19 protein-coding genes and 2 riboswitches are annotated in these 24,041 nt (G+C 68.7%); of the genes, 10 read left to right on the forward strand and 9 right to left on the reverse strand.

The window, feature by feature from the left end; all coding sequences use genetic code 11:
• Positions 1-2 precede the first annotated feature (2 nt).
• The 4 genes from FG323_RS08885 (at position 3) to FG323_RS08900 (ending at position 4,669) form a co-directional block, all read left to right on the forward strand.
• Complete coding sequence (locus FG323_RS08885; protein WP_141454162.1) at positions 3-1,250, forward strand: efflux RND transporter periplasmic adaptor subunit; 1,248 nt, start codon at positions 3-5, stop codon at positions 1,248-1,250.
• 238 nt (positions 1,251-1,488) lie between these two features.
• A complete protein-coding gene (locus FG323_RS08890) occupies positions 1,489-2,181 on the forward strand; it encodes an ABC transporter ATP-binding protein (protein ID WP_141454163.1) in 693 nt (230 codons plus the stop codon).
• Positions 2,182-2,193: 12 nt separating this feature from the next.
• Complete coding sequence (locus FG323_RS08895) at positions 2,194-3,351, forward strand: ABC transporter permease (protein ID WP_141454164.1); 1,158 nt, start codon at positions 2,194-2,196, stop codon at positions 3,349-3,351.
• A gap of 10 nt (positions 3,352-3,361) precedes the next feature.
• A complete protein-coding gene (locus FG323_RS08900) occupies positions 3,362-4,669 on the forward strand; it encodes an ABC transporter permease (RefSeq protein ID WP_141454165.1) in 1,308 nt (435 codons plus the stop codon).
• Positions 4,670-4,720: 51 nt separating this feature from the next.
• On the opposite strand, the gene FG323_RS08905 is transcribed toward FG323_RS08900, so the two are convergent.
• Together FG323_RS08905 and FG323_RS08910 are read right to left on the reverse strand one after the other, a co-directional pair.
• On the reverse strand, positions 4,721-5,359 hold the full coding sequence (locus FG323_RS08905) for a nucleotidyltransferase family protein (protein ID WP_141454166.1): 639 nt from the start codon (positions 5,357-5,359) through the stop codon (positions 4,721-4,723).
• Complete coding sequence (locus FG323_RS08910; protein ID WP_141454167.1) at positions 5,356-6,321, reverse strand: XdhC/CoxI family protein; 966 nt, start codon at positions 6,319-6,321, stop codon at positions 5,356-5,358. The genes FG323_RS08905 and FG323_RS08910 overlap by 4 nt, the downstream gene beginning before the upstream one ends.
• Positions 6,322-6,411: 90 nt before the next feature.
• On the opposite strand from FG323_RS08910, the gene FG323_RS08915 reads away from it, so the two are divergent.
• The 4 genes from FG323_RS08915 (at position 6,412) to FG323_RS08930 (ending at position 11,021) form a co-directional block, all read left to right on the forward strand.
• The gene (locus tag FG323_RS08915; protein ID WP_141454168.1) at positions 6,412-6,867 is read left to right on the forward strand and encodes a (2Fe-2S)-binding protein; all 456 of its coding nucleotides are present in this window, start codon (positions 6,412-6,414) and stop codon (positions 6,865-6,867) included.
• 56 nt (positions 6,868-6,923) lie between these two features.
• On the forward strand, positions 6,924-9,128 hold the full coding sequence (locus FG323_RS08920) for a xanthine dehydrogenase family protein molybdopterin-binding subunit (protein WP_255470113.1): 2,205 nt from the start codon (positions 6,924-6,926) through the stop codon (positions 9,126-9,128).
• 10 nt (positions 9,129-9,138) lie between these two features.
• Positions 9,139-9,717: a hypothetical protein gene (locus tag FG323_RS08925; protein ID WP_220094140.1), complete on the forward strand. Its 579-nt coding sequence runs from the start codon at positions 9,139-9,141 to the stop codon at positions 9,715-9,717.
• Positions 9,718-9,941: 224 nt separating this feature from the next.
• A complete protein-coding gene (locus FG323_RS08930; protein ID WP_181444174.1) occupies positions 9,942-11,021 on the forward strand; it encodes an alpha/beta fold hydrolase in 1,080 nt (359 codons plus the stop codon).
• A 25-nt stretch (positions 11,022-11,046) separates the two neighbouring features.
• On the opposite strand, the gene rarD is transcribed toward FG323_RS08930, so the two are convergent.
• The 5 genes from rarD to FG323_RS08955 all read right to left on the reverse strand — a co-directional run bounded on the left by rarD (position 11,047) and on the right by FG323_RS08955 (position 19,154).
• Positions 11,047-11,964, reverse strand: a complete 918-nt coding sequence (rarD, locus tag FG323_RS08935; protein ID WP_141454171.1) for an EamA family transporter RarD — start codon at positions 11,962-11,964, stop codon at positions 11,047-11,049.
• Positions 11,961-12,863, reverse strand: a complete 903-nt coding sequence (yedA, locus tag FG323_RS08940; RefSeq protein WP_141454172.1) for a drug/metabolite exporter YedA — start codon at positions 12,861-12,863, stop codon at positions 11,961-11,963. The genes rarD and yedA overlap by 4 nt, the downstream gene beginning before the upstream one ends.
• A 269-nt stretch (positions 12,864-13,132) precedes the next feature.
• Complete coding sequence (locus FG323_RS08945) at positions 13,133-15,325, reverse strand: carboxy terminal-processing peptidase (RefSeq protein WP_141454173.1); 2,193 nt, start codon at positions 15,323-15,325, stop codon at positions 13,133-13,135.
• Between the two features lie 193 nt (positions 15,326-15,518).
• A complete protein-coding gene (gene lipA / locus FG323_RS08950) occupies positions 15,519-16,553 on the reverse strand; it encodes a lipoyl synthase (protein ID WP_141454174.1) in 1,035 nt (344 codons plus the stop codon).
• 405 nt (positions 16,554-16,958) lie between these two features.
• Positions 16,959-19,154 (reverse strand): hypothetical protein, encoded by a 2,196-nt coding sequence (locus FG323_RS08955; protein WP_141454175.1) that lies wholly within the window; start codon positions 19,152-19,154, stop codon positions 16,959-16,961.
• Positions 19,155-19,282: 128 nt separating this feature from the next.
• On the opposite strand from FG323_RS08955, the gene FG323_RS08960 reads away from it, so the two are divergent.
• Positions 19,283-20,797: an acetyl-CoA hydrolase/transferase family protein gene (locus FG323_RS08960; RefSeq protein WP_141454176.1), complete on the forward strand. Its 1,515-nt coding sequence runs from the start codon at positions 19,283-19,285 to the stop codon at positions 20,795-20,797.
• A 355-nt stretch (positions 20,798-21,152) separates the two neighbouring features.
• Here the strand turns inward: FG323_RS08960 and FG323_RS08965 are convergent, their stop codons facing one another.
• A complete protein-coding gene (locus tag FG323_RS08965; RefSeq protein WP_141454177.1) occupies positions 21,153-21,674 on the reverse strand; it encodes an N-acetyltransferase in 522 nt (173 codons plus the stop codon).
• Positions 21,675-21,729: 55 nt separating this feature from the next.
• Positions 21,730-21,822, forward strand: a riboswitch (glycine riboswitch).
• Positions 21,823-21,832: 10 nt separating this feature from the next.
• A riboswitch (glycine riboswitch) is annotated at positions 21,833-21,924 on the forward strand.
• 110 nt (positions 21,925-22,034) lie between these two features.
• Between FG323_RS08965 and FG323_RS08970 the strand changes: the two genes are divergently transcribed.
• Positions 22,035-22,652, forward strand: a complete 618-nt coding sequence (locus FG323_RS08970; protein WP_141454178.1) for a trimeric intracellular cation channel family protein — start codon at positions 22,035-22,037, stop codon at positions 22,650-22,652.
• A gap of 136 nt (positions 22,653-22,788) precedes the next feature.
• On the opposite strand, the gene FG323_RS08975 is transcribed toward FG323_RS08970, so the two are convergent.
• Positions 22,789-23,862 (reverse strand): 3-deoxy-7-phosphoheptulonate synthase, encoded by a 1,074-nt coding sequence (locus tag FG323_RS08975; protein WP_141454179.1) that lies wholly within the window; start codon positions 23,860-23,862, stop codon positions 22,789-22,791.
• Positions 23,863-24,041 lie beyond the last annotated feature (179 nt).

A 24,041-nucleotide genomic window follows, 5' to 3' on the forward strand; every position in this document is an offset into this window, starting at 1 on the left:
CGATGAACTCTTCCGCCGACCTGTTGAAGGAACTCCGCATCGATCGCAAGGCCGCGCCGCCGGAACCGCCGTCGCGCCGTGGCCTGTGGATTGGACTGGGCGTGGCCGCGCTGCTGGTGCTGCTGGCGGTGGGCGGCTGGTTCGTGTTCGGACGCGACAAGGGCGTGCCGGTGCGCACCGCGCCGGTCATCGCGATCGGCAGCAGCGGCGCCTCGGCCTCGGTGCTGGACGCGACCGGCTACGTGGTCGCGCGGCGGATGGCGACGGTGTCGGCCAAGGTCACCGGCAAGGTCCAGGAAGTGCTGATCGAGGAAGGCATGCAGGTCGAGGCCGGCCAGGTGCTGGCACGGCTGGAACCGATCGACGCCGACGCCGAACGCGCGCTGGCCGAGAGCCAGTTGCAGGCCGCGCGCAGCCAGAGCACGGGCGTGCAGGCGCGGCTGAAGGAAGCCGAGGCCAACGTGCGCCGGCTGTCGCAGCTGACCCAGCAGCAACTGGTCGCACGCTCCCAATACGACCAGGCCGTGGCCGAACGCGACGCCCTGCGCGCCGAGGCGCTGACCTCGCAGCGCAACCAGCGCGCCGCCGCCGACCGCCTGCGCATCGCCGACATCGGCAAGGACAACACCGTGGTGCGCGCGCCGTTCTCCGGCGTGGTGATCGCCAAGGCCGCCCAGCCCGGCGAGATCGTGTCGCCGCTGTCGGCCGGCGGCGGCTTCACCCGCACCGGCATCGGCACCATCGTCGACATGGATTCGCTGGAAGTGGAAGTGGACGTGGGCGAGGCCTTCATCGGCCGGGTGCAGCCGAAGATGCCGGTGGAAGCCACGCTCAATGCCTACCCCGACTGGAAGATCCCGGCCGAGGTCATCGCCATCATTCCCACCGCCGATCGCGGCAAGGCCACGGTCAAGGTGCGCATCGCGCTGAAGCAGAAGGATCCGCGCATCGTCCCGGACATGGGCGTGCGGGTGAGCTTCCTGGAAGCGGCCAAGCCGGCGCAGGAGAAAAAGCCGCAGGGCGTGCGTGCCCCGTCGGCGGCCATCGTCGAGCGCGACGGCCAGCCGGTGGCGTTCGCCCTGACCGAACAGAACACGGTCGAGCAGCGCCTGCTGAAGGTCGGCCAGCCGATGGGCGACGACCGCCAGGTGCTGTCGGGCCTGGGCGCGGGCGACACGGTGGTGCTCAGCCCGCCGGATGAATTGCAGGACGGCAGCAAGGTCACGCTGGCCGAGGACGAAGCGCAGTAACGGTTCCGGTTCCATCGCGCGCGTCGCGGATGTTGCGACGCGTGCCCGGCAGGCTCCACCGGCTGCCGCTCATGACCGCCGCCACCCACCGGTCGCGCGGCCCGCACGACGTCCGGGAAACCATGCCCGGGCACGCACCAAAGTGGTTGGCTGCAACGCAAGACAACGCAATGCCGTGCGCGCGGCGAGGATCATTTCGCCGGCGCCCGCCTCCGAACACCACAGAAGGGAAAACACGATGTCCTCACTGGTCACCATTCGCAACCTCGTCAAAACCTACCAGCGCGGTCCGGAAAAGGTGCAGGTGCTGCACGGACTGAACCTGGACATTCCCAAGGGCGATTTCGTCGCCCTGATGGGGCCGTCCGGCTCGGGCAAGACGACCCTGCTCAACCTCATCGGCGGCCTGGACACCCCGACCTCGGGCGAAATCGAGATCGAGGGCCAGCGCATCGACAGCATGAGCGCGGCCCAGCTCTCCACCTGGCGCAGCCACCATGTCGGCTTCGTGTTCCAGTTCTACAACCTAATGCCGATGCTGACCGCGCAGAAGAACGTGGAGCTGCCGCTGCTGCTGACCAAGCTTGGCGCCGCCCAGCGCAAGCGCAACGCGGAAATCGCCCTGCAACTGGTCGGCCTGGCCCAACGCGGCGCGCACCGCCCCAACGAGCTCTCCGGCGGCCAGCAGCAGCGCGTGGCGATCGCCCGCGCGATTGTCTCGGATCCGACCTTCCTGATCTGCGACGAACCGACCGGCGACCTGGATCGCCACTCGGCCGAGGAAATCCTGGACCTGCTGCGCCTGCTCAACCGCGAGCATGGCAAGACCATCATCATGGTCACCCACGATCCGAAGGCGGCCGAGTACGCGACCCACACCATCCACCTGGACAAGGGCGAGCTGGTCGACGCCCCTGCGCTGGCCCACTGACGGGAGGCGGCGATGAAATATCTGTCCCTGGTCTGGGCACAGCTGTTCCGCAGCAAGACGCGGACGCTGCTGACCCTGTTGTCCGTGGTCGCGGCCTTCCTGCTGTTCGGCCTGCTGGATTCGGTGCGGGTGGCGTTCAACTCCGGTGGCAGCGTCGATGGCGCCAACCGCCTGGTGGTCGCCTCGCGCCTGTCGATCACCCAGTCGCTGCCGATCAACCTGCAGCCGCAGATCGAATCGGTGCCCGGCGTGCGCAAGGCCACCTATGCCATGTGGTTCGGCGGCATCTACCGCGATCCCAAGGATTTCTTCCCCAACTTCTCGGTGGCGCCCAATTTCTTCGACGTCTATACCGAGTACACGGTGCCGCCGGATCAGCTCAAGGCGTTCCAGGACACCCGCAATGCCGCGATCGTCGGCGAGTCGCTGGCCAAGAAGCATGGCTGGAAGATCGGCGACACCATCCCGCTGAAGGCCACCATCTTCCCGCGCGGCGGCAGCAATGACTGGCCGCTGGAACTGAAGGCCATCTTCCGGGTGAAGGATCGCAAGAACGTCGGCGCCGAGAACCAGTTGATGATGAACTGGAAGTACTTCGACGAATCCAACGACTACATCAAGAGCCAGGTCAGCTGGTACACGGTGCAACTGGCCAACACCAACCAGGCCAACCAGGTGGCGCGCGCCATCGACGCGCTGTCGGCCAACTCGGACCACGAGACCAAGAGCCAGACCGAGTCGGCGTTCCAGCAGGCCTTCGCCAAGCAGTTCGCCGACATCGGCCTGATCGTCACCTCGATCATGGGCGCGGTGTTCTTCACCCTGCTGCTGCTGACCGGCAACACCATGGCCCAGGCCGTGCGCGAGCGGGTGCCGGAACTGGCGGTGCTGAAGACGCTGGGCTTCAAGGACGGCACGGTGCTGACCCTGGTGATGATCGAGTCGGTGCTGCTGATCGTGCTCGGCGGCCTGATCGGCATGGGCCTGGCGGCGGTGATCATGCCGGGCCTGACCGCGGCCAGTCAGGGCGCCATCTCGCTGCCGAACGTTCCCACCCAGACCTGGCTGGTCGGGCTGGGCCTGATGGTGGTCATTGGCATCGTCGTCGGCCTGCTGCCGGCGCTGCGCGCCAAGCGCCTGAAGATCGTCGACGCACTGGCCGGACGCTGAGGAGAACGACATGCCCAACTGGATTGCAAACATCATCTCCGTCGTCGGCCTGGCCGTCTTCCTGGTGGTCTGGATCAACCTGCCGTGGTTCCTGGTACTGGGCCTGGCCGTGCTGCTGGCGCTGTGGCTGCTGCTGACCCGCGGCGGCCGGCTGGCACTGGCCGCCGCGCGCATCGGCATCAGCAGCCTGCCGCAACGCTGGGGCGCGTCCTCGGTGATCGTGGTCGGCATCGCCGGCGTGGTCGGCGTGCTGGTCGCCATGCTGGCGATGGGCGAGGGCTTCAAGGCCACCCTCAACAGCACCGGCGACGACACCACCGCGATCGTCCTGCGCGGCGGTTCGCAGGCGGAAACCAATTCGGTCATCACCCGCGAACAGGCGCCGCTGCTGTCCAGCCTGCCCGGCGTGGCCAAGGGACCGAACGGCAAGCCGCTGATGTCGGCCGAACTGTCGCAGGTGGTCAACCTGCCCAGCATGGCCGACGGCACCGATGCCAACGCGCAGTTCCGCGGCGTGGGCGAGGAGGCCTGGCTGGTCCGCGACAAGATCAAGCTGGTCGAGGGCCGCAAGTTCGGTGCCGGCCTGCGCGAGATCGTGGTCGGCCAGGGCGCGGCCACCCAGTTCCGCGGCCTGAAGGTCGGCAGCAAGCTCAATCTCGGCAACCAGGAATGGACCGTGGTGGGCCGGTTCGCCTCCGGCGACGCGCACGACTCGGAACTGTGGGGCGACGCGCAGACCCTGTCGTCCACCTACAACCGCAGCGCCTACCAGTCGATCACGGTCAAGACCGACGGCAAGGCCGGCTTCGATCAGTTCAAGGCCGCGGTCGAGGGCGATCCGCGCCTGAAGCTGGACGTGGAGACCACCCGCGCCTACTACAGCAAGCAGTCCGGGCAGCTGGCCACGATCATCAAGTGGCTGGGCATCGTGATCGGCACCATCATGGCGATCGGCGCGGTGTTCGGCGCGCTCAACACGATGTACTCGGCGGTGGCCGGGCGCGCGCGCGAAATCGCCACCATGCGCGCGATCGGTTTTCGCGGCCTGCCGGTGGTCACCGCGGTGATGCTGGAGACGATGCTGCTGGCGCTGCTGGGCGGCGTGCTGGGCGGGGTGATCGCCTGGGCGATCTTCAACGGCTACAGCGTCTCGACCCTGGGCAGCAACTTCAGCCAGGTGGTGTTTCAGTTCAAGGTCACGCCGGAGCTGTTGTGGAACGGCCTGAAGTGGGCACTCGGCATCGGCCTGGTTGGCGGCCTGTTCCCGGCGCTGCGCGCGGCGCGCCTGCCGATCACCACCGCGTTGCGCGCGTTGTGATCGCATCGGCGTGAACAGGAAAACGGCCGGCGCCTGCCGGCCGTTTTCGTTTCAGGGAGAAGGATCCGGCATCGGCGCCGAAGCCGGATCGATCCAGCCGCGCCGGCGTGCTTCGCGCAGGTCGTCGGGCGTGTCGATGTCGCGGGTCAGTTCCGGTACGTCGAGCAGGGCGATGTGCTCGTCTGCACGCGCCGCAAGCAGTCCGCGCAGGCCGCGATCGCCTTGCAGTGGGCTTGCCTGCGCCAGCAGGTCCGCCGGCACCCACGCCGGGACACCGCGGCCCTCGCCGTGGCGGGTGGCCGCGCAGCCATGGGTGATGAAGCCTGCGCGCAATGCATCCAGATGCATCGCTTCCAGCGCCGGCTGATCGCAGGCCAGCAGCAGGCACGGAGGCGATGACTCCGTGCGTGTGGCCGCGAGCGTCGCCGCGACCAGGCGCAGGCTGCTCGCCAGTCCCTCTTCCCATTGGGGATTGAACAGGATGTCCGCCGGCAGATCGCGCACCGCCGCGCTCACCGCTTCCGCGTGCCCGCCGACGACCACCAGCAACCGGCGCGGCGCGGTTTCCATCGCCAGCCTGACACCACGATGGACCAGCGTCTCGCCGTCACGGGTGAGCAGTTGCTTGGGCTGGCCGAGCCGGCGGCTGCCGCCGGCCGCCAGCACCACCGCGTCGTGCGCCGAGGTCATGCCGGCTCGCCGGCCAGCACCGCCTGCAACTGCGCGGCGATGCTGAGCGCGATCGCCTCCGGTCCCTGCCCGCCCAGGCGCAGGCCGATCGGCGAGCGCAGGCGATGGCGCAGGCGTTCGCGCGTTTCCGCCGGCAACACCTTGAACAGATCGTCGCGGCGGCGGCCCGGTCCTAGCAGGCCGATGAAGGGCAGTTCGGTGTCGGCCAGCGCCGCCAACGCCTCGCGATCCAGTTCGAAATGGTGGTGCATCACCAGCGCGGCGGCATGGCCGTCGGCACGCGCGGCCGCGTCGGTGGGCGACACGTCCCAGGCCAGATCCGCCAGCGCGGCGTGCGGCTGCCAGCGCGGGCGGCGTTCGGCCAGGGTCACCCGCCAGCCCAGTTCGCGCAGCCAGGGGACCAGCAGCGGCGTCTCCGGGCCGGCGCCGCAGATCAACACCTGCGGCGCGGGCCGGATCGCCAGCGTGTAGGCCGGCCGTTGCGGCGCCTCGGCGCCTGCGACCACCGGCAATCGCCACTGCGCCTGGCGCGCACCGATGCCGGCACGCACTTCGCCGCCGGCATCGAAGGACCAATGCAGTGATTCACCGCCCCGCTGCCAGTCTTCCAGCAACGCCGCCAAGCCTGCCAGCCGGGCCAGCGGCAGCAGCGCCAGGTGCAGGCGTCCGCGGCAACCGACCGCGGATCCGGACAGCAGGTCCTCGTCATCGCGCGTGTCGATGTCCATCCAGTCCAGCGCGCCCGCTTCGGCCGCGGCCAGCGCGCGGCGCCGGATGTCCGGCTCCAGGCAGCCGCCGCTCAACCAGCCGGTCTGGCCGTCGCGCGCACTGAACAGGGCCATCGCCCCGGCGTGCACGTAGGTCGATCCCTCGGTGTCCACGACCAGCGCCAGTCCCGCGCCGGCATCGCCGCTCGCCAGGGCCCGCAGGGCGGCTTGCAACACCTTGCGCTGGCTGGACATGGGCCTCCGAAAAAAGTCGCCGGACGTCTTGGCAATGTCGCATCCGCGGGCGTAATGTGCCAACTCCCCCGCCGACGCCAGGGAACGAACATGAAGCTGCATGTGAATGGTTCCGAGCACGACGTCGAAGCACCGCCCGACATGCCGCTGCTCTGGGTCCTGCGGGACCTGATGAAACTCACCGGCACCAAGTTTGGTTGCGGCATCGCCCAGTGCGGCGCCTGCACCGTGCACATCGATGGTGCACCGCTGCGCGCCTGCGTCACCCCGGTGTCCGCGGTGGCCGGCAAGAAAATCACCACCATCGAGGGCCTGTCATCCGACGGACGCCATCCGGTGCAGCAGGCGTGGGCCGAACTGGACGTGGTGCAATGCGGCTACTGCCAGTCCGGCCAGATCATGACCGCCGCCGCGCTGCTGGCGGTGGTGCCCAGCCCCAGTGATCAGGACATCGACCAGGCGCTGGCGGGCAATCTCTGCCGCTGCGGCACCTACCCGCGCATCCGCGCGGCGGTGCACCGCGCCGCGCAGCTGGGCAAGGCCTGATTCCTCTTTCCCCCGCGCCGGGCCACAAGGGCCCGGCATCCGATCGGAGAATGTTCGTGGACGCCAAGCCTGCGGATTCCGTCGCTTCCTCTTCCCGCCGCCAGTTCCTCAAGGCCGGCGCCGTCCTCGGCGGCGGCCTGGTCATCGGCTTCATCGTGCCGGCCGCCGGCCGCTTCGCGCTGGCGCAGAACGCCGCCGCCGCGCCGGCCACGGTCGCGCCGTTCGCGCCCAATGCCTTCCTGCGCATCGCCGCCGACGACAGCATCACCGTGCTGCTGTCGCACTCGGAAATGGGCCAGGGCATCTGGACCACGCTGCCGATGCTGATCGCCGAGGAGCTGGATGCGGACTGGACCAAAATGAAGGTCGAACACGCGCCCGCCGCGCCGGCCTACGCGCATACCGCCTTCGGCATGCAGATGACTGGCGGCTCGACCAGCACCTGGTCCGAGTTCGATCGCTACCGCATGGCCGGCGCCACTGCGCGCGCCTTGCTGCTGCAGGCCGCGGCCGCGCGCCTGGGCGTGCCGGTGGCGGAACTGAAGACGGAGAACGGTGTGGTGGTGCATGGCGACCAGCGCCTGCGCTACGGCGAACTGGCCGACGCGGCCGGGCAGCTGAAGGCGCCGGATCCAAAGACGCTCACCCTCAAGGATCCCAAGGACTGGAAACTGATCGGCAAGGGCGCCAAGCGCCTGGATACGCCGGAGAAGATCACCGGCCGCGCGATCTTCGGCATGGACGTGCAGTTCGACGGCCTGCTCACCGCGGTGGTCGCGCGCGCGCCGGTGTTCGGCGGCACGGTGAAATCGTTCGACGCCACCGCCGCCAAGACGGTGCCCGGGGTCCGCAACGTGGTGCAGGTGCCCAGCGGCGTGGCGGTGATCGCCGATCACTACTGGGCCGCCTTGCAGGGCCGCAATGCGCTGAAGGTGGAATGGGATCGCGGCCCGCACGCGGATCTGGACAGCGCGCGGCTGCGCGAACAGTTCGCCACGCAGGCGCGCACGGCCGGTGCGGTGGCGGTGCAGGCCGGCGACGCCGCCGCGGCGATGGCGCAGGCGGCCAAGGTGGTGGAAGTCGAGTACAGCGTGCCCTACCTGGCGCACGCACCGATGGAACCGCTCAACTGCACGGTGAAGATCGACGCCGAGGGGTGCGACATCTGGACCGGCACCCAGTTCCAGACCGTCGACCAGCAGGTCGCCGCGCGCATCACCGGACTGAAGCCGGAGCAGATCCGCATCCACACCACCTTCCTCGGCGGCGGCTTCGGCCGGCGCGCGACGCCGGTGTCGGACTTCGTGTCCGAGGCGGTGGAAGTGGCCAAGGCCGCCAAGGCGCCGGTCAAGACGGTGTGGCCGCGCGAGGACGACGTGCGTGGCGGCTACTACCGCCCGGCCTATGTGCAGCGCGCCAAGGTGGGACTGGCCGCGGACGGCACGCCGGTGGCCTGGCAGCAGGTGATGGTCGGCCAGTCGATCACCGCCGGCACGTCGTTCGAGCCGTTCACGGTGAAGAACGGCATCGACGCGACCTCGGTGGAAGGCGTGGCCGATTCGCCGTACGTGCTGGCCACGCCCGCGCACCGGGTGGATCTGCATTCGCCCAAGACCGGCATCCCGGTGCTTTGGTGGCGCTCCGTGGGGCACAGCTACAACGGCTTCGTGATGGAAAGCCTGGTCGATGAACTGGCGCACGCGGCGGGGCAGGATCCGCTGGAATACCGCCGGCGCCTGCTCAAGGATCATCCGCGCCACCTGGCCGCGCTGAACCTGGCGGCGGAGAAATTCGGCTGGAGCAAACCGGCGGCGAAGGGACGCGGCCACGGCATCGCGGTGCACGAATCGTTCGGCAGCTACGTCGCGCACGCGGCGGAAGTCTCGGTCGACAACGGCGTGATCAAGGTCCATCGCGTGGTCTGCGCGATCGACTGCGGCCTGGCGGTGAACCCGGACAACGTCAAGGCGCAGCTGGAGAGCGGACTGGCGTTCGGACTGGGCGCGGCGCTGCACGGGCGCATCACCTTCAAGAACGGCGAGGTGGAGCAGTCCAACTACCACGACTATCCGGTGCTGCGCCTGCCGGAAATGCCGGTGGTGGAAGTGCACATCGTGCCGAGCACGGACAAGATGGGCGGTGTGGGCGAACCCGGTACGCCGCCGATCGCGCCGGCGGTCGCCAACGCGGTGTTCGCGCTCACCGGCCAGCGCCTGCGTGATCTTCCCTTCACCCTGGCCCCCGCGGCCAAACCCGCCTGAGGATCCGACGATGCGCGCCGCCGCCCTCTTCTCCATCGCCTTGCTATCGTTGCTGCTGGCCGCCTGCGGCCCGCGCATCAGCGCCGAACAGAAGGCGCAGGCACTGCAGGCCTTCGCCACCGTCGAGCAGGTGTTCCAGCATCCGCGCTGCAGCAACTGCCACATTCCCGGCGATCAGCCACTGCAGTTCGACAGCCAGACGCCGCACATGATGAATGTGGTGCGCGGTCCCGAAGGCAAGGGCGCGCCCGGCCAGCCCTGTTCCACCTGCCACGGCGAAGCCAATCCACCGGCCGGCTACAGCGCGCACGCGCCGCCGGGCGCGCCGCACTGGCAACTGCCGCCGCCGGATCACAAGATGGCCTGGATCGGACTGCCCGCGCATGAACTGTGCGCGATGATCCAGGACCGCAAGCGCAACGGCGATCGCGACATGCCCGCGCTGATGAAGCACGTCGCCGAGGACAAGCTGGTGCTGTGGGGCTGGAACCCCGGCGGCAACCGCGCCCCGGTGCCGGTCCCGCACGACAAGTTCGTCGCCGCGTTCAAGGCCTGGGCAGACGCCGGCGCGCCCTGCCCGTCGCCGTAACGCGCGGCTTCCCGGGGCGTACAGCCGGGTTCGCCCGGCTGCACTTCACACGAAACCACGGACCGAGCCCTCACGGCGCGGTGCGTCGTTTCCGGGCCAACCGCCCCGCTGCCAGGCAAATCCCGGCTTAACCGTCATCTTTCTGTCATCGTTCTGCGATAGCGCCACGCCATCGCGGGCGATATCTTGCGCGGCCGTTTCGCCTCCCCCCGATGATCGCCATGCTGCTGCGCCTGATCGCGCTGGCCTGCGTCTGCCTGTCGCTGGTCGGCTTCACCACCGCCCATCTGCCCGCCCTATCGCTGAGCGAACGCCTGGCCGCGCCCGGCGGCGTGTCGCCGCTGCTGCCGCGCGATCGCATCGAGGCGATGTTCGCGCGCCTGCCGCATCGCGAGGGCTTCGTGCCGGTGAATGGCGTGCCGCTGTACTGGCGCGCGCTGGATCCGGGCGACTACGGCCTGCGCTACCGCTATGCCGGCGGCACTGCCGCCAACCGCATGGATTTCCAGCTCGACTTCGACGCGGCGGCCAGGCCGTCCGCGCAGAAGCCGCGCGGCACCGTCGTGCTGCTACACGGCTGGATGATGGACGGCGGCTCGCTGCTGCCGTGGGCGCTGGAACTGGCCCAGGCCGGCTACCGCACCATCAGCGTGGACCTGCGCAACCACGGCCGTTCCGGCGTCGCGCCGTCCGGCTACGGCACCCGCGAGGGCGAAGACGTCGTGGCGATGCTGCGCGCGCTGCGCGAGCGCGGCGAGGTCACCGGTCCGCTGCACGTGATGGGCGTGTCCTACGGCGCGGCCACCGCCATCTTCACCGCGCGCGATCTCGGCGTGCAGGCCGGCGGCGTGGTGGCGATGGAATCCTTCGACAACGCCGGCAGCGCGATCCGCGACATGGTGCCGCACATGCTCACCCGCCCGGCGTCGAACTGGCGCGATCGCCTGGCCCTGCCGCTGGCGCGCTGGCGCTACAGCGGCGACAGCCTGAACGTCGCCATCGCCCAGGCCGACCGCAAGCTGGGCCTGGATCTGGACAAGGTGGACGTTGGCGCGGCGCTGGCGCAGGCGCCGGCCTGCGTGCTGCTGATCCATGGCGACGCCGACCGGCACATTCCGGTCGCGCATGGCCGCCTGCTCGCGGCGGCATCCAAGCGCGCTCGCTACCTGGAAATTCCCGGCGAGGATCACCTGAGCCTGCCAATGCGGCTGGATCGGCTCGCGCCGACGGTGATCGACTGGTTCGAGCGCACGCCGACGGCGACGCCGGCCTGCCCGCAACCGCTGGCGCCGCGCCGCGCCTGAGCGCGGCGCATCAACTCCGCGCGCGCTACTCGGTGACCGTGGCCGCCACCGGCGGCCGCTGGCGCGAACGCCACAGCCCGTCGCCGGCGAAGATCAGCAGGCCGGTCCAGATCGCGGCAAAGCCCAGCGCCTGCGCCGCGCCGAACGGCTCGCGGAACACGAACACGCCGATCAGGAACTGGATGCTCGGCGCGATGTACTGCAGCAGCCCCACCACCGTCAGCGGAATCCTGCGCACGCCGTAGGCGAAGCCGATCAGCGGAATGGCGGTGACCACGCCGCCGAAGATCAACAGCAGATCGATCTGCCAGCCCCAGCCTTGCAGGAAGCCGCCACCGTGGCCGTTCTCGCCCCAGGCCACGAACGCCAGCGCCGGCAGGAACAGGTACAGGCTTTCCACGCCCAGTCCGGCCACCGCGTCGACCGCCACCAGCTTGCGCACCAGCCCGTACATGCCGAACGACAGCGCCAGTCCCAGCGCGATCCACGGCGGCGAACCGGCCTGCCAGGTCAGCCAGGCCACGCCGATCAGCGCGAAGCCCACCGCGACCCATTGCAGGCGGCTCAGCCGCTCGCGCAACACCAGCACGCCCAGCAGCACGTTGAGCAGCGGGTTGATGAAGTAACCCAGGCTGGTCTCGACCACGTGGCCGGCATTGACCGCCCAGATGTACAGGCCCCAGTTGAACGCGATCAGCAGGCTGCTCAGTCCCAGCGCGGCCAGCGCGCGCGGCTGGGCGCGGATCGCGCGCAGCCAGCCCAGGCCGTTCTTCAGCACCAGCCAGCCGATCACCAGCAACGCGCTCCAGACAATCCGGTGGGCGATGATCTGGAACGAGGGCACCACCTTGAGCAGGTGCCAGTACAGCGGCACCACGCCCCACAGGACGAAGGTCAGGCTGGTGATGACCAGCCCCTTGCGATCGATACCGTGCTGGCTCACGAGCGCTTCGCCTTGGCCAGGGTGATCACCACCACGCCCAGCAGGATCAGCGCCATCGCGCCCAGGTCATGCGCGCTGAAACTCTCGTGGGCGATCCAGGCGCCCAGCGCCACCGCGATCACCGGGTTGATGTAGGCGTAGCTGCCGGCCACCGCCGGACGCACGTTGTGCAGCAGCCAGACATAGGCGCTGAAGGCGACGATGGAACCGAACAGCGCCAGGTAGCCCACCGCCAGCGTGCCCTGCAACGTCGGCCACTGGGTGAAGCGCTCGCCGATCGCCACGCCCACCACCAGCATGATCACGCCGCCGCACACCATCTGCGCGGCCGCCGACATGAACGGCGACGGCAGATCGCGGCCGCGGCTCCACACCGAACCGTAGGCCCAGGCGATCGGCGCGATCAGCAACATGATCAGCCCCTTCGGGCTGGCGGTCAGCGCGCTGCCGGAGTTGAGCCAGACCACGCCCAGGAAGCCGATCACGATGCCCGCCCATTCGGCGCGGCTGGGATGCTGTCCGCGCATGGCGCCGAACAGGCCCATCCACAGCGGCATCGAGGCCACCGCGACCGCGGCCAGGCCGGAGGACACGGTCTGCTCGGCCACGCACACGAAGCCGTTGCCGAACAGCAGCAGCGCCAGCGCCATGAAGGCCACGTTCTTCCATTGCGCGCGGGTCGGCGCGGCATAGCCGCGCCAGCGCAGCACCGCGTACATCAGCGTGCCGGCGACGATGAAGCGGCCCCCGGCCATCAACAGCGGCGGATAGCCGCCTTCCAGGGCCAGGCGGATACCGAGATAGGTGGAGCCCCAGACGACATAGACCAGGGCCAGGGCGACGACGACGGCGACGCCACCGCGCGCTGGCGCGGCGGTGCTGGAAGCGGAGGAGTTCATGGGGGAGGCGCCAAGCGTATTGACGCTTATTCTAGGCCAGCCCCGGCGGCCACGGCGCGGCCCCACCGTTGAAAGCTTTCACGGTCCGCCTTTCATCTGGCTCAAGTCTCCCGCCCCATCCTTGCAGGAGCGACGTAAGTCGCGACCGTAAACCCCTTCCCCAGCGTCCGGGAAAACAACCCAACACCCACCCCCGTCGCGAGCATCCCCAAAAAAAAAGCGCGACCCGAAGGCCGCGCTTTTCTCATCTCTACAAACCACGCCCGGCGTCAATCCGCCCAGCGCCCCGGTCCCGTCGATTCCGGCAGCACCTGCGCCGACAGCTTGCGGTCCTGGTTCAACACGCCGATGGCGTCGCCCAGGATGGCCGCCGATTCGCGCAGCAGCGGATCCGGACGCTTGTCGACCAGCTTCTCGCGGGCGGCGTCCTTGACGATGTCGCGCTCGCTCGCGCCCAGGCCGTCGTCGGCCAGATCATCGGCGAGCGGGTCCAGCGCCAGTCCCAGCGCCTTGCGTTCGGCCTGGCGGGTCTTGCGCAGGGTGTCCTGCTTGTCGCGTTCGGCACGGCGCTCGGCCTCGTTGAGCGAGACATACTTCTTGGCCGCCTCGGCGCGGAACGTCGCCACATCCTCGGTCCACCACTGGAATTCCTTGTCCTTGGCCACGCGCGAGGCGTGCAGGGCTTCCAGCTTCGGCAGCAGCGGCGCGAAGTTGCCGTACTGGGTGTGCGGCACCGCGGCGATGCGCGTCCACGGCAGTGCGTTGTCGTAGGTGCTCTCGCCGTACTCGCTGGCGTCCACGCTCACCGGGAACGCCAGATCCGGCACCACGCCCTTGTGCTGGGTGCTGCCGCCGGCCACGCGGAAGAACTGCGCGATGGTCAGCTTGACCTGGCCGAAGCGCGCGGTCTCGTTGGCCGGCCAGCGATCCAGATCCACCATGTTCTGCACGGTGCCCTTGCCGAAGCTGGTCTCGCCGATCACCAGGCCACGGCCGTAGTCCTGGATGGCGCCGGCGAAGATCTCCGAGGCCGAAGCCGAACCGCGGTTGATCAGCACCGCCAGCGGACCGTCCCAGGCCACGCCCGGCTTGCGGTCGCTGTTGACGGTGACGCGGCCGCCGGACTCGCGCACCTGCACCACCGGGCCCTTGTCGATGAACAGGCCGGTCAGTTCGACCGCCTCGTCCAGCGAACCGCCACCGTTGTTGCGCAGGTCCATGACTACGCCGTCGACGTCCTGGGTCTTGAACTGGGCCAGCAGCTTGGCGATGTCCCGAGTCGCGGAGGTAAAGTCGTTCGGATTGCGGCGACGGCCCTCGAAGTCCTGGTAGAACGCCGGCAGCTTGATCACGCCGATGCGCCGCTGCGGCTCGCCGTTGGCGGCCGGCAGGGTGATGGTCTCGGCCTTGGCCGCCTGCTCCTCCAGCTTGACCTTCTGGCGGGTGATGGTGACCTGCGCGTGCTTGCCGTCGATGCCGGATTCGACCGGGATGTATTCGATCCGGACCTGGGTGTCCTTCTTGCCGCGGATCTGGGCGACGACATCATCGATGCGCCAGCCGATCACGTCGGTCATCGCGCCGGACTTGCCCTGGCCGACCGCGACGATGCGATCGCCGACCTTGAGCTTGCCGCTCAGATCCGCCGGGCCGCCGGGCACGATCTCGCGGATCGCCACCAGATCGTCCTGCCGCTGCAGCACCGCGCCGATGCCTTCCAGCGACAGCGACATCGACTGGTTGAAGTTCTCGGCGGTGCGCGGAGTGAAGTAATCGGTATGCGGATCGATCGCGCCGGTGTAGCTGTTGAGGAATGCCTGGAACACGTCCTCGCTCTTGAACTCGTCGACGGTGCGCTGCAGGTTGGCGTAGCGCTTGTCCAGGGTCTTGCGGATGTCCTCGGGCTTCTTGCCGGCCAGCTTCAGGCGCAGCCAGTCGTTCATCACCGACTTCTTCCACAGCGCATCCAACTCCTGGGTGCTGGCCGCCCACGGGGCGTCCTTGCGGTCGTATTCCCAGCGCTGGTCGCCGCTGAAGTCGAAGTCCTGCTTGAGCAGCGAGCGCGCGTAGGCCACGCGCTGCTGCACGCGCTGGCGGTAGATGGTGAAGATGTCGTAGGCCGGATCCAGTTCGCCGCTGCGGACCGCTTCGCCCATCTGCGCCTTGAGCGGCGCGAACTTGGCCACGTCGGCGGCGGTGAAGAACTGCTTGCCGCCATCCAGCGCTTCCAGATAGCGCTTGAAGATGTCCGCCGACAGCGTTTCATCCAGCGCGCGCGGGCGGTAGGCGTAGCGGCTGTCGGACAGCAGGCCGTAGACCAGCTTGGAGGTGGTGGTCTGGTCCGCGGTGGGCGCGGTTGGCAGCGCGACGCGGTTGTCGCCATCGCCACGCGCCAGCAGCGCCAGCGGCGACGCCAGCGCCAGGGACAGCAGGAGGACGGCGGGGACTTTCTTCACTTTCATCGGGTACTCGCGGCCCGGAGGCCTTGCAGGAGAACGGCGGGGACATCTGACAGCCAGACAGTGCCCAAAGTTGCGGCGCTTGTCATCCCTGTCTTTCGGCAGGGGGATGGGCCTGCCGAAAGAGACCCTAACCCCGGGCCCGTAGAGAAAAGTGAACCTGTTTCGGCTGGCCGTCCGTCGGCCGACGCGCGGTTCAGCCGGCAGCGGCGTTGCGGGTGCTGGCCGCGGCCTCGGCGGCCTGGCGATCGGCGTGGTAGGACGAGCGCACCAGCGGTCCGGAGGCGACATGGCTGAAGCCCAGCTCGTTGCCGTAGAGCTCCAGTTCCTTGAACTCTTCCGGGGTCCAGTAGCGCATCACCGGGTGGTGGTGCGCGGTGGGCTGCAGGTACTGGCCGATGGTGACCATCTCCACGTCGTGCGCGCGCAGGTCGCGCAGGGTCGCCTTCACCTGCTCCATGGTCTCGCCCAGGCCCAGCATGATGCCGGACTTGGTCGGCAGCTCCGGATGCTGCTGCTTGAACTTCTGCAACAGGGTCAGCGACCACTGGTAGTCGGCGCCGGGACGCACGTTGGGATACAGGTCCGGCACCGTCTCGATGTTGTGGTTGAACACGTCCGGCGGATTCACCGCCAGGATTTCCAGCGCCCGGTCCATGCGGCCCTTGCCGCGGAAGTCCGGGGTCAGGATCTCGATGCGGGTGCCTGGCGAATGCTCGCGGATGGCCGCGATGCAGTCGACGAAATGCTGGGCGCCGCCGTCGCGCAGGTCATCGCGGTCCACGCTGGTGACGACGACGTACTTCAGGCCCATGTCGGCCACGGTATGGGCCAGGCTGAGCGGCTCGGACGCATCCGGCGGCTTGGGCCGGCCGTGGGCGACATCGCAGAAGGAGCAGCGGCGGGTGCAGACCTCGCCGAGGATCATGAAGGTCGCGGTACCGTGGCCGAAGCACTCGTGGATGTTCGGGCAGCTGGCCTCCTCGCACACTGTGACCAGCCGGTTCTCGCGCAGCTTGGCCTTCAATCGCGCCACCGAACCATCGCTGGGGATGCGCACGCGGATCCACGAAGGCTTGCGCAGCACCGGCGCGTCGGCGAACTGCACCGGCGAACGGGAAATCTTGTCGCCGCCCAGTTGCTTGACGCCCGTTTCCAGCGGGGCGGAGGCGGCGGTGGTGGCGGTGGAAACGACCTGGAGCGGAATCTGGCGTGGGGAGGACTCGTTCATGGCGTGAATTCTACGCCTCCCCCACCCCACCAACAGCCGCGATTGCCAACCCGGCCGGAATCCAGCATTGCAACGACGCCGCGCCCCTGCGAATCCCGAATCCAAATCCCGAATCCCGGGCATAAAAAAGCCCGCAATGGCTAGGCCAGTTGCGGGCTTGCTCCCTCCCCCACGTCGGGATGCGGGGCCATCGTGAAGGAGCGGTTGCGGGGCTTGCACGCTGCACTGCAAAACAAAACCGGGCAGTACATTTGAGCCGGGAACGGGGTTTTCCCGAAAAGCCTTGTTCTGCTTGGATGTTACCGATGCCAGACCAATTTCCAGGTCGATCCTGTAACCGGTTTCACGATTCACGCGGCCGAAACCTGAATAGGGGCCAAACCGTTCAGCTGCGCAAAACCGTCCTCAACGCAGCAGATCCGGCTGTCCCTGGTACCACTCCCGGGCCTTCACCAAGTGCCAGCGGCGGGCATTGTCCTGCAATTCCAGCCCCGCGCTGAGCACGCCCCAGCGGGCATAGAGCTGGCCGTTGCGGCGCTGCCCCTGCAGGCGCAGCCGGGCTTGCAGGTCGAAACGGTCGTTGTTGGCCTTCACCCGGTCCAGCACCAGCACGTCGTCGCGCCATTGCACCCGGCCGTCGGCCTGGGCCTGGCCGGCATCGACCAGCCGGTACACCCATTTGGGATAGTCCTTCTGGCGCGAGAACAGCGCCAGCAGGAAGCCCACGTCCTTCATCTGCACCGCCGCGCTGCCGCCGGCACTGAGCGGCCGGTCCACGTCCAGGCGCGCGCGATCCAGCCGCAGCTTCGCCCACCATCCGCTGCGTGCATCGCCGCCGGGTTCGCGGAAACCCAGGTTGCGGAACTGCACCGTGCTGCCGTCGGCGACGAACGCGCGCCGACGCAGATCCGCGCGGCGCAGCTCCAGGCCGATGTCCACATCGCCACGCAGATCGATGCCGGCCAGATGCATGCGCGCGCCGCGCCCGGTGATGCGCAGGCGGCCTTGGCCGACATCGCCGGCGGTATCCAGCGACAGATCGCCGCTGAGGAAGCCGGCGCCGCCGTCGAAACGCATGTGCCGGCGCGGCAGGTACGGGTTGTAGACGCGCAGGTCGGGCACATTGGCGTTGTCGAACACCACCCGCCCGCGCATCGCATTGCGCAGATCCTGCAAGGGGCCGTCGGCATTGAGGAACAGGCGCAGATTGCGGCCCTGCACATAGGGACGCTGCGGCGCGCGCACCGAAGCGACGTGGAACTGCTCCATCACCGCCTGCAGGCGCGGCACCAGTTCGCCCTTGGGACCGGCATCCAGACGGATGTCGGCATGGGCACGGCCGCGGATGCGGTTGCCCATCACATCGGCCACCGCGTCCACCTCCGGCACGCCGATGCGGCTGCCGGCGGCCAGTTGGCCGTCCACCACCTGCACGTCGGCGTCCACGTCCCCCGCACCTTCCAGTTGCAGCCACGGCGTCCGCGGAAACAGGCTGGTGATCCAGTGCAGCGAGGAGAACCGCCAACGCCCGACCACGTGGCCGGACGCGCGCGGCAGCAGCGAGGGGAAATCGCCCAGCGGAAGCTCGCGGCCGCGCAGGCGTAGATCCGCGTCCACCGACATCCGTCCCCGGGCCAGCGGCGGCGCTTTCACCTTCAGCGCGATGTCCTGGCGGTCCACCGCCAGCGCGATGCCCAGCGCGTCGGTGCGGGAGGTCCCGGACGCGTCGCTGCCGCCAATGGGCATGCTCCATCGCAGGCGGCTGCCCGGCGTCAGCGCGCCCTTGGCGAAACCCAGATCCACGTCGGCGCGCCCGCGCCCGGGCACCACTGCCAAGGTAACGCCGCCCGGCACCGGGGTGACGTCCAGGCCACTGGTGGTGCCACGCAGTTTCAGCCGCGCGTCGGTCTTGAGCAGCTTGCGCAGGCCCGGCGCTTCCTCGCGGCGGTGCCTGGCGATCGCGAAAGTGGCCTCCAGATCCGCCTCGCGCAGCACCTCCTCGCCATCGCGGACCAGGCGCGCCTTGCGGAACGCCGCGCGCGAGGGCAGCAGCTCCATCGGCCCGCCGCGCAACTGCTTGACGAAACCGACCTGCGCGCTGCCTTCGCCGTCCAGGCGCAGGCCATCGAACTCGCCGCGGGTCAGGCTGTCACTGGCGATGCGATCGAAGCGCAACACCCAGCCGCCATCGCGCGGCGGCGGCACCGGCAGTTCGCGTTCGGCGCGATGGACGCCACCGCTCACGCCGTCGGCCTGTACCCACGGCACGTGCAGTTCCCGCCGCAGCAGCGGCCACAACGCAATCTCGCCCTGCACCGCGCTGGCCTGCGCCTGCCAGGCGATGCGCCGCACCTGGCCCTGCAGTTTCACCTCGCGCAGGCTGACCCGTCCGGGCCACCAGCTGTGGCCGCCGGCCCAATGCATCTGGAATTTCTCCGGCTTGCGGTTGAGCGTGCGCTCGCCCCAGGCGGTGTTGATCCACAGATTGGCCGCGGCCAGGTACAGCGCGTACAGCGCCAGCAAGGCCAGGGCCGCGCGCAGCAGCCAGCGGCATGTAGTGCTCCAGCGGGGGGCGAACCCGGAAATCGACGTCCTGTTCATGCGCACAGCATGCCCGAACCACGGGACACGAAACATCGCATGCGGTGTATTCCCCGATCGTCTTGGCCCCCGGGCCGGGTCCGCAGGCGATAATGCGCGCTTTCCGCTTTCTGGTTCCGCTCCCCCGCATGTCCAGCGACCGTATCCGCCATCCGCGCCTGCGCGCGCTCGCCGTTTCCGCCGAAGAAGCCGCCGCGCACATCCAGCCCGGCGAGACCGTGGCCATGAGCGGATTCACCGGTTCGGGCTATCCGAAGGAAGTGCCGCTGGCGCTGGCCGCGCGGATCGACCGCTGCCACGCGCAGGGCCAGGGCTTCCAGATCCGCCTGCTCACCGGCGCGTCCACCGCGCCGGAACTGGACGGCGCGCTGGCCAAGGTCGACGGCATCGCCCTGCGCCTGCCGTTCCAGAGTGATCCGGATACCCGCCAGCGCATCAACGCCGGCACCCTCGAGTACCTCGACACCCACCTGAGCCACGTCGCCCAACACACGTGGTTCGGCTTCTACGGCGAGGTCGATACCGCGGTGGTGGAAGTGTCGGCCATCCGCGAGGACGGTGCGCTGGTGCCATCCACGTCGCTGGGCAACAACAAGACCTGGCTGGACCTGGCCCGCAAGGTGATCGTCGAGGTCAACGACTGGCAGCCCGAAGGCCTGGACGGCATGCACGACATCTACTACGGCACCGCGCTGCCGCCGCACCGCAAGCCGATTCCACTGGTCCATCCGGACGATCGCATCGGCGACACCGCGCTGCGCTGCGACCCGGACAAGATCGTCGCGGTGGTGCGCACCCACGGTCCGGATCGCAACAGCCCGTTCAATCCGGCCGACGCGACCAGCGAACGGATCGCCGCGCACCTGATCGAATTCCTGCAGCACGAAGTGAAAAAGGGCCGGCTGCCGCCCAACCTGCTGCCGCTGCAGTCGGGCGTAGGCAACATCCCCAATGCCGTGCTGGCCGGATTGTCGGCCAGCGGCTTCCGCGACCTGACCGCGTTCACCGAGGTGATCCAGGACGGCATGCTGGACATGCTGCGCGACGGCGTGCTGCGCAGCGCGTCGTGCACCGGCTTCGCCCTGAGCCCGGAAGCCAACGAGGTGTTCAAGCAGAACATCGGTTTCTACCGCGAGCGCATCGTCATGCGCACGCAGGAAATCTCCAACCATCCGGAACTGGTGCGCCGGCTCGGCTGCATCTGCATGAACGGGATGGTGGAAGCGGACCTGTACGGCAACGTCAACTCGACCCACATCATGGGCTCGCGCATCCAGAACGGCATCGGCGGCTCCGGCGACTTCGCCCGCAACGGCTACCTGTCGATCTTCCTCAGCCCGAGCACCGCCAAGGGCGGCAGCATCTCCTCGCTGGTGCCGATGGTCAGCCACGTGGATCACACCGAACACGATGTCTCGATCATCGTCACCGAACAGGGCCTGGCGGATCTGCGCGGCCTCTCGCCCAAGCAGCGCGCGCGCGTGCTGATCGCGCAGTGCGCGCATCCGGACTACCGCGACGCGCTGACCGACTATTTCGAACGCGCCCTGCATGCCAGCTATGGCCGCCACACCCCGCACCTGTTGCCCGAAGCGCTATCGTGGCACCAGCGGTGGCTGGACACGGGCAACATGAAGGCCTGAAAGGGCAAGCGTTTTTCAACAGCCGCGTGGCTGATCATCCCCCTCGGCCCCCCTTCTTCGAAGGGGAAGGTAAAAGCAGATGCCGCAGCATCGATAGCCCCCTTTAACAAAGGGGGCGGGCGGCCGCGCAGCTGGCGACGGGGGATTTGCTGTTGGCGCCAAGAACAAATCCCCCTCAATCCCCCTTCTTCGAAGGGGGAAGTAAAAGCAGATGCCGCAACATCGATAGCCCCCTTTAACAAAGCGGGCGACCGGGGATTTGCTGTTGGCGCAAAAAGCAAGCGCTTTTCAACAGCCGGATGGCTGGTCAATCCCCCTCAATCCCCCTTCTTCAAAAGGGGAGGTAAAGCCAATGTCAGTCCCGCGCGGCTTCCGTCGCCTCGAACGCCGCGCTGTACGTCACCGCACCCTGCGGCCGGCTGCCGTCCATGGTCAGCGCCATGAAGTACTCGGCCGGCGCGCCCTCATAACGCAGCCCGGCCACGTTCGCGAAGCCGAAGCGCGCGTAGTAGCCGGGATCGCCCAGCACCACGCAGCCGCCCGCGCCGGCCTGGCGCAACCGGGCCAGGCCGGCTTCGATCAACGCGGCGCCGACGCCGGCGCCCTGGCAGTCCGGCGCCACTGCCACCGGCCCCAGCCCGTACCAGCCGGCCGCGCCGTCGCCGATGGCCACCGGCGAAAACGCGACGTGGCCGATCACCCGCCCATCCTGTTCCGCCAGCAGCGACAAGGTCAGCTCATCGCGTGCGCGCAGCGCGTCGACGATCGCCGCCTCGGTGCCGCTGCTGTGTTCGGCGCCAGCGAAGGCTTCCGTGATCAGGGCGCGGAGGGCGGTCAGGTCAGCGGAGGTTTCGGAGCGCAGCGCGTAGGCGATCATGGGGACAGGCGGGCCAGTGGAGCCGGCATTTTCACATCGGTCTCTGCTAAAGTGCGCGCCGGATGCAGGAGAGCGGAGCCACACGGCTCCCGCCGAAGGCGCAGGCTCCCATAATCGCTCAGGCCCGGTTGCTGGACGCAACCATCCACTGCATCCACCCACGCCGATCTGGAGAGAGGTCTTCGATGACCCGCCGAAGGGGCAAGCGGCCCACGCCGCCGAACTCTCAGGCAAAAGGACAGCGGGAGCGGCACCGGATTCCGGTCATGAATTGAGTGTTCCGTCCCACGCGCCTCCGCGCGTGGAGCGCGTGCGCGCAAGTCTCGCCGGTGCCGGCCACCTCCCGTCGGAACCTTCTCCATGCTGCTGTCCCTGATCTACCTCGTCGCCATCACCGCCGAAGCCATGACCGGCGCACTGTCCGCCGGTCGCCGGCGGATGGATCTGTTCGGTGTCGTCATCATCGCCTCGGTCACCGCGCTCGGCGGCGGATCGCTGCGCGACATCGTGCTCGGCCACTACCCGCTGGGCTGGGTGAAGCATCCGGAATACCTGGGCTACACCATCGGCGCGGCCATCGTCGCCACCTTCGTCGCCCGCTGGATGCACCATCTGCGCCAGGCCTTCCTGTGGCTGGACGCGCTGGGCCTGGTCGCCTTCACCCTGATCGGCTGCGCGATCGCGCGCGAAGCCGGGCATGCACCCGTCATCGTGGTGATCGCCGGCATGCTCACCGGCACCTTCGGCGGCGTGCTGCGCGACGTGCTGTGCAACGAGATTCCGCTGGTGTTCCAGAAGGAACTGTATGCCAGCGTCTCGCTGCTCACCGGCGCGGCCTACCTGCTCCTGCTGCACGCCGGGGTGAATGAATCCACCGCCACCCTGGGCTGCCTGGGCGGTGGCTTCCTGCTGCGGCTGCTGGCGATCCGCTACAACTGGGATGTACCGAAGTTCGTCTATCGCGGTGAAACACACTGATCGCATCGCGCGGCGCGCCTGCTTCGGGTTGGCGCTCCGCGCAGGAGCGGCCCCGGGGATTGCGCCGACGATCCGGAGAGAGGGGAACGGATCGCCGTCGCGTCCGGGCCGCTCCTGCGGCCCTCCACGATGCGGACTAGGCGGCCTGCGACACGTTGCGCTCGCGGCGGCGGCGCACGGCGGCGGCCAGGCGTTCCAGCACGGCCACCGACGCGTCCCAGCCGATGCAGCCGTCGGTAATGCTCTGCCCGTAGGCCAGCGGCTGGCCCGGCACCAGATCCTGGCGGCCGGCGACCAGGTGGCTTTCGATCATCGCGCCGATGATGCGGGTCTCGCCGGCTTCGATCTGCGCGGCGATGTCCTCGATCACGCGCGGCTGATTTTCCGGATCCTTCAGGCTGTTGGCGTGGCTGGCGTCGATCATCAGGCGCGGCGCCAGGCCCGCCTTCGCCAATACCTGGCTGGCCGCCTCCACGCTGTCGGCGTCATAGTTCGGCGCCTTGCCGCCGCGCAGGATCACATGGCAATCCGGATTGCCGGTGGTGGCCGCGATGGCCGAGCGGCCTTCCTTGGTAACGGCCAGGAAATGGTGCGGATGCGAAGCCGCGTTGACCGCGTCGGCGGCGATCTTCACGTTGCCGTCGGTGCCGTTCTTGAAACCGACCGGACACGACAGGCCCGAGGCGAGTTCACGATGGATCTGGCTCTCGGTGGTGCGCGCGCCGATGGCGCCCCAGGCGACCAGATCGGCGATGTACTGCGGCGAGGTGGTGTCCAGGTATTCGCAACCCGCCGGCAGGCCCAGGCGGTTGATGTTGCGCAGCAGGCCGCGCGCCAGCCGCAGGCCCTCGTTGATGCGGAAGCTGCCGTCCAGGCCGGGATCGTTGATCAGGCCCTTCCAGCCGACCGTGGTGCGCGGTTTCTCGAAATACACGCGCATGACGATTTCCAGTTCCCCGCCGAGTGCGTCGCGCAGCGGGCGCAGGCGCTGCGCGTACTCCATCGCGGCGATCGGGTCGTGGATGGAACACGGCCCAATCACCACCGCCAGGCGGTCATCGCGGCCATGCAGGATCGCGTGCAGCGCCTCGCGGCTGCGGCTGACGGTTTCGGACACTGCCTCGTCGCAGGGCAGTTCCGCGATGACCTCGGACGGAGGCGTGAGCGGTTCCAGCTTGCGGATGCGCAGATCGTCGGTGTGGGGCGCCATCGGGAAATCTCCAGTTCGTTGTCTGTGTGCGATGTCGCCAGCCCTGGAAGCAAAAAAGCCGCCAGGTTCGCTGGCGGCTTTCGGGAATGCGTCTGAATGTTTCTTCAGGGTGAGCGCAGTCCTTCCTCCGCCAGCGGCATCGGAAAGTAGTACCAAAAGTAAAAGCTGGCGCGGGCTGC

The sequence above is a fragment of the Pseudoxanthomonas sp. z9 genome (assembly GCF_006542425.1).
Lineage (GTDB): Bacteria > Pseudomonadota > Gammaproteobacteria > Xanthomonadales > Xanthomonadaceae > Pseudoxanthomonas_A.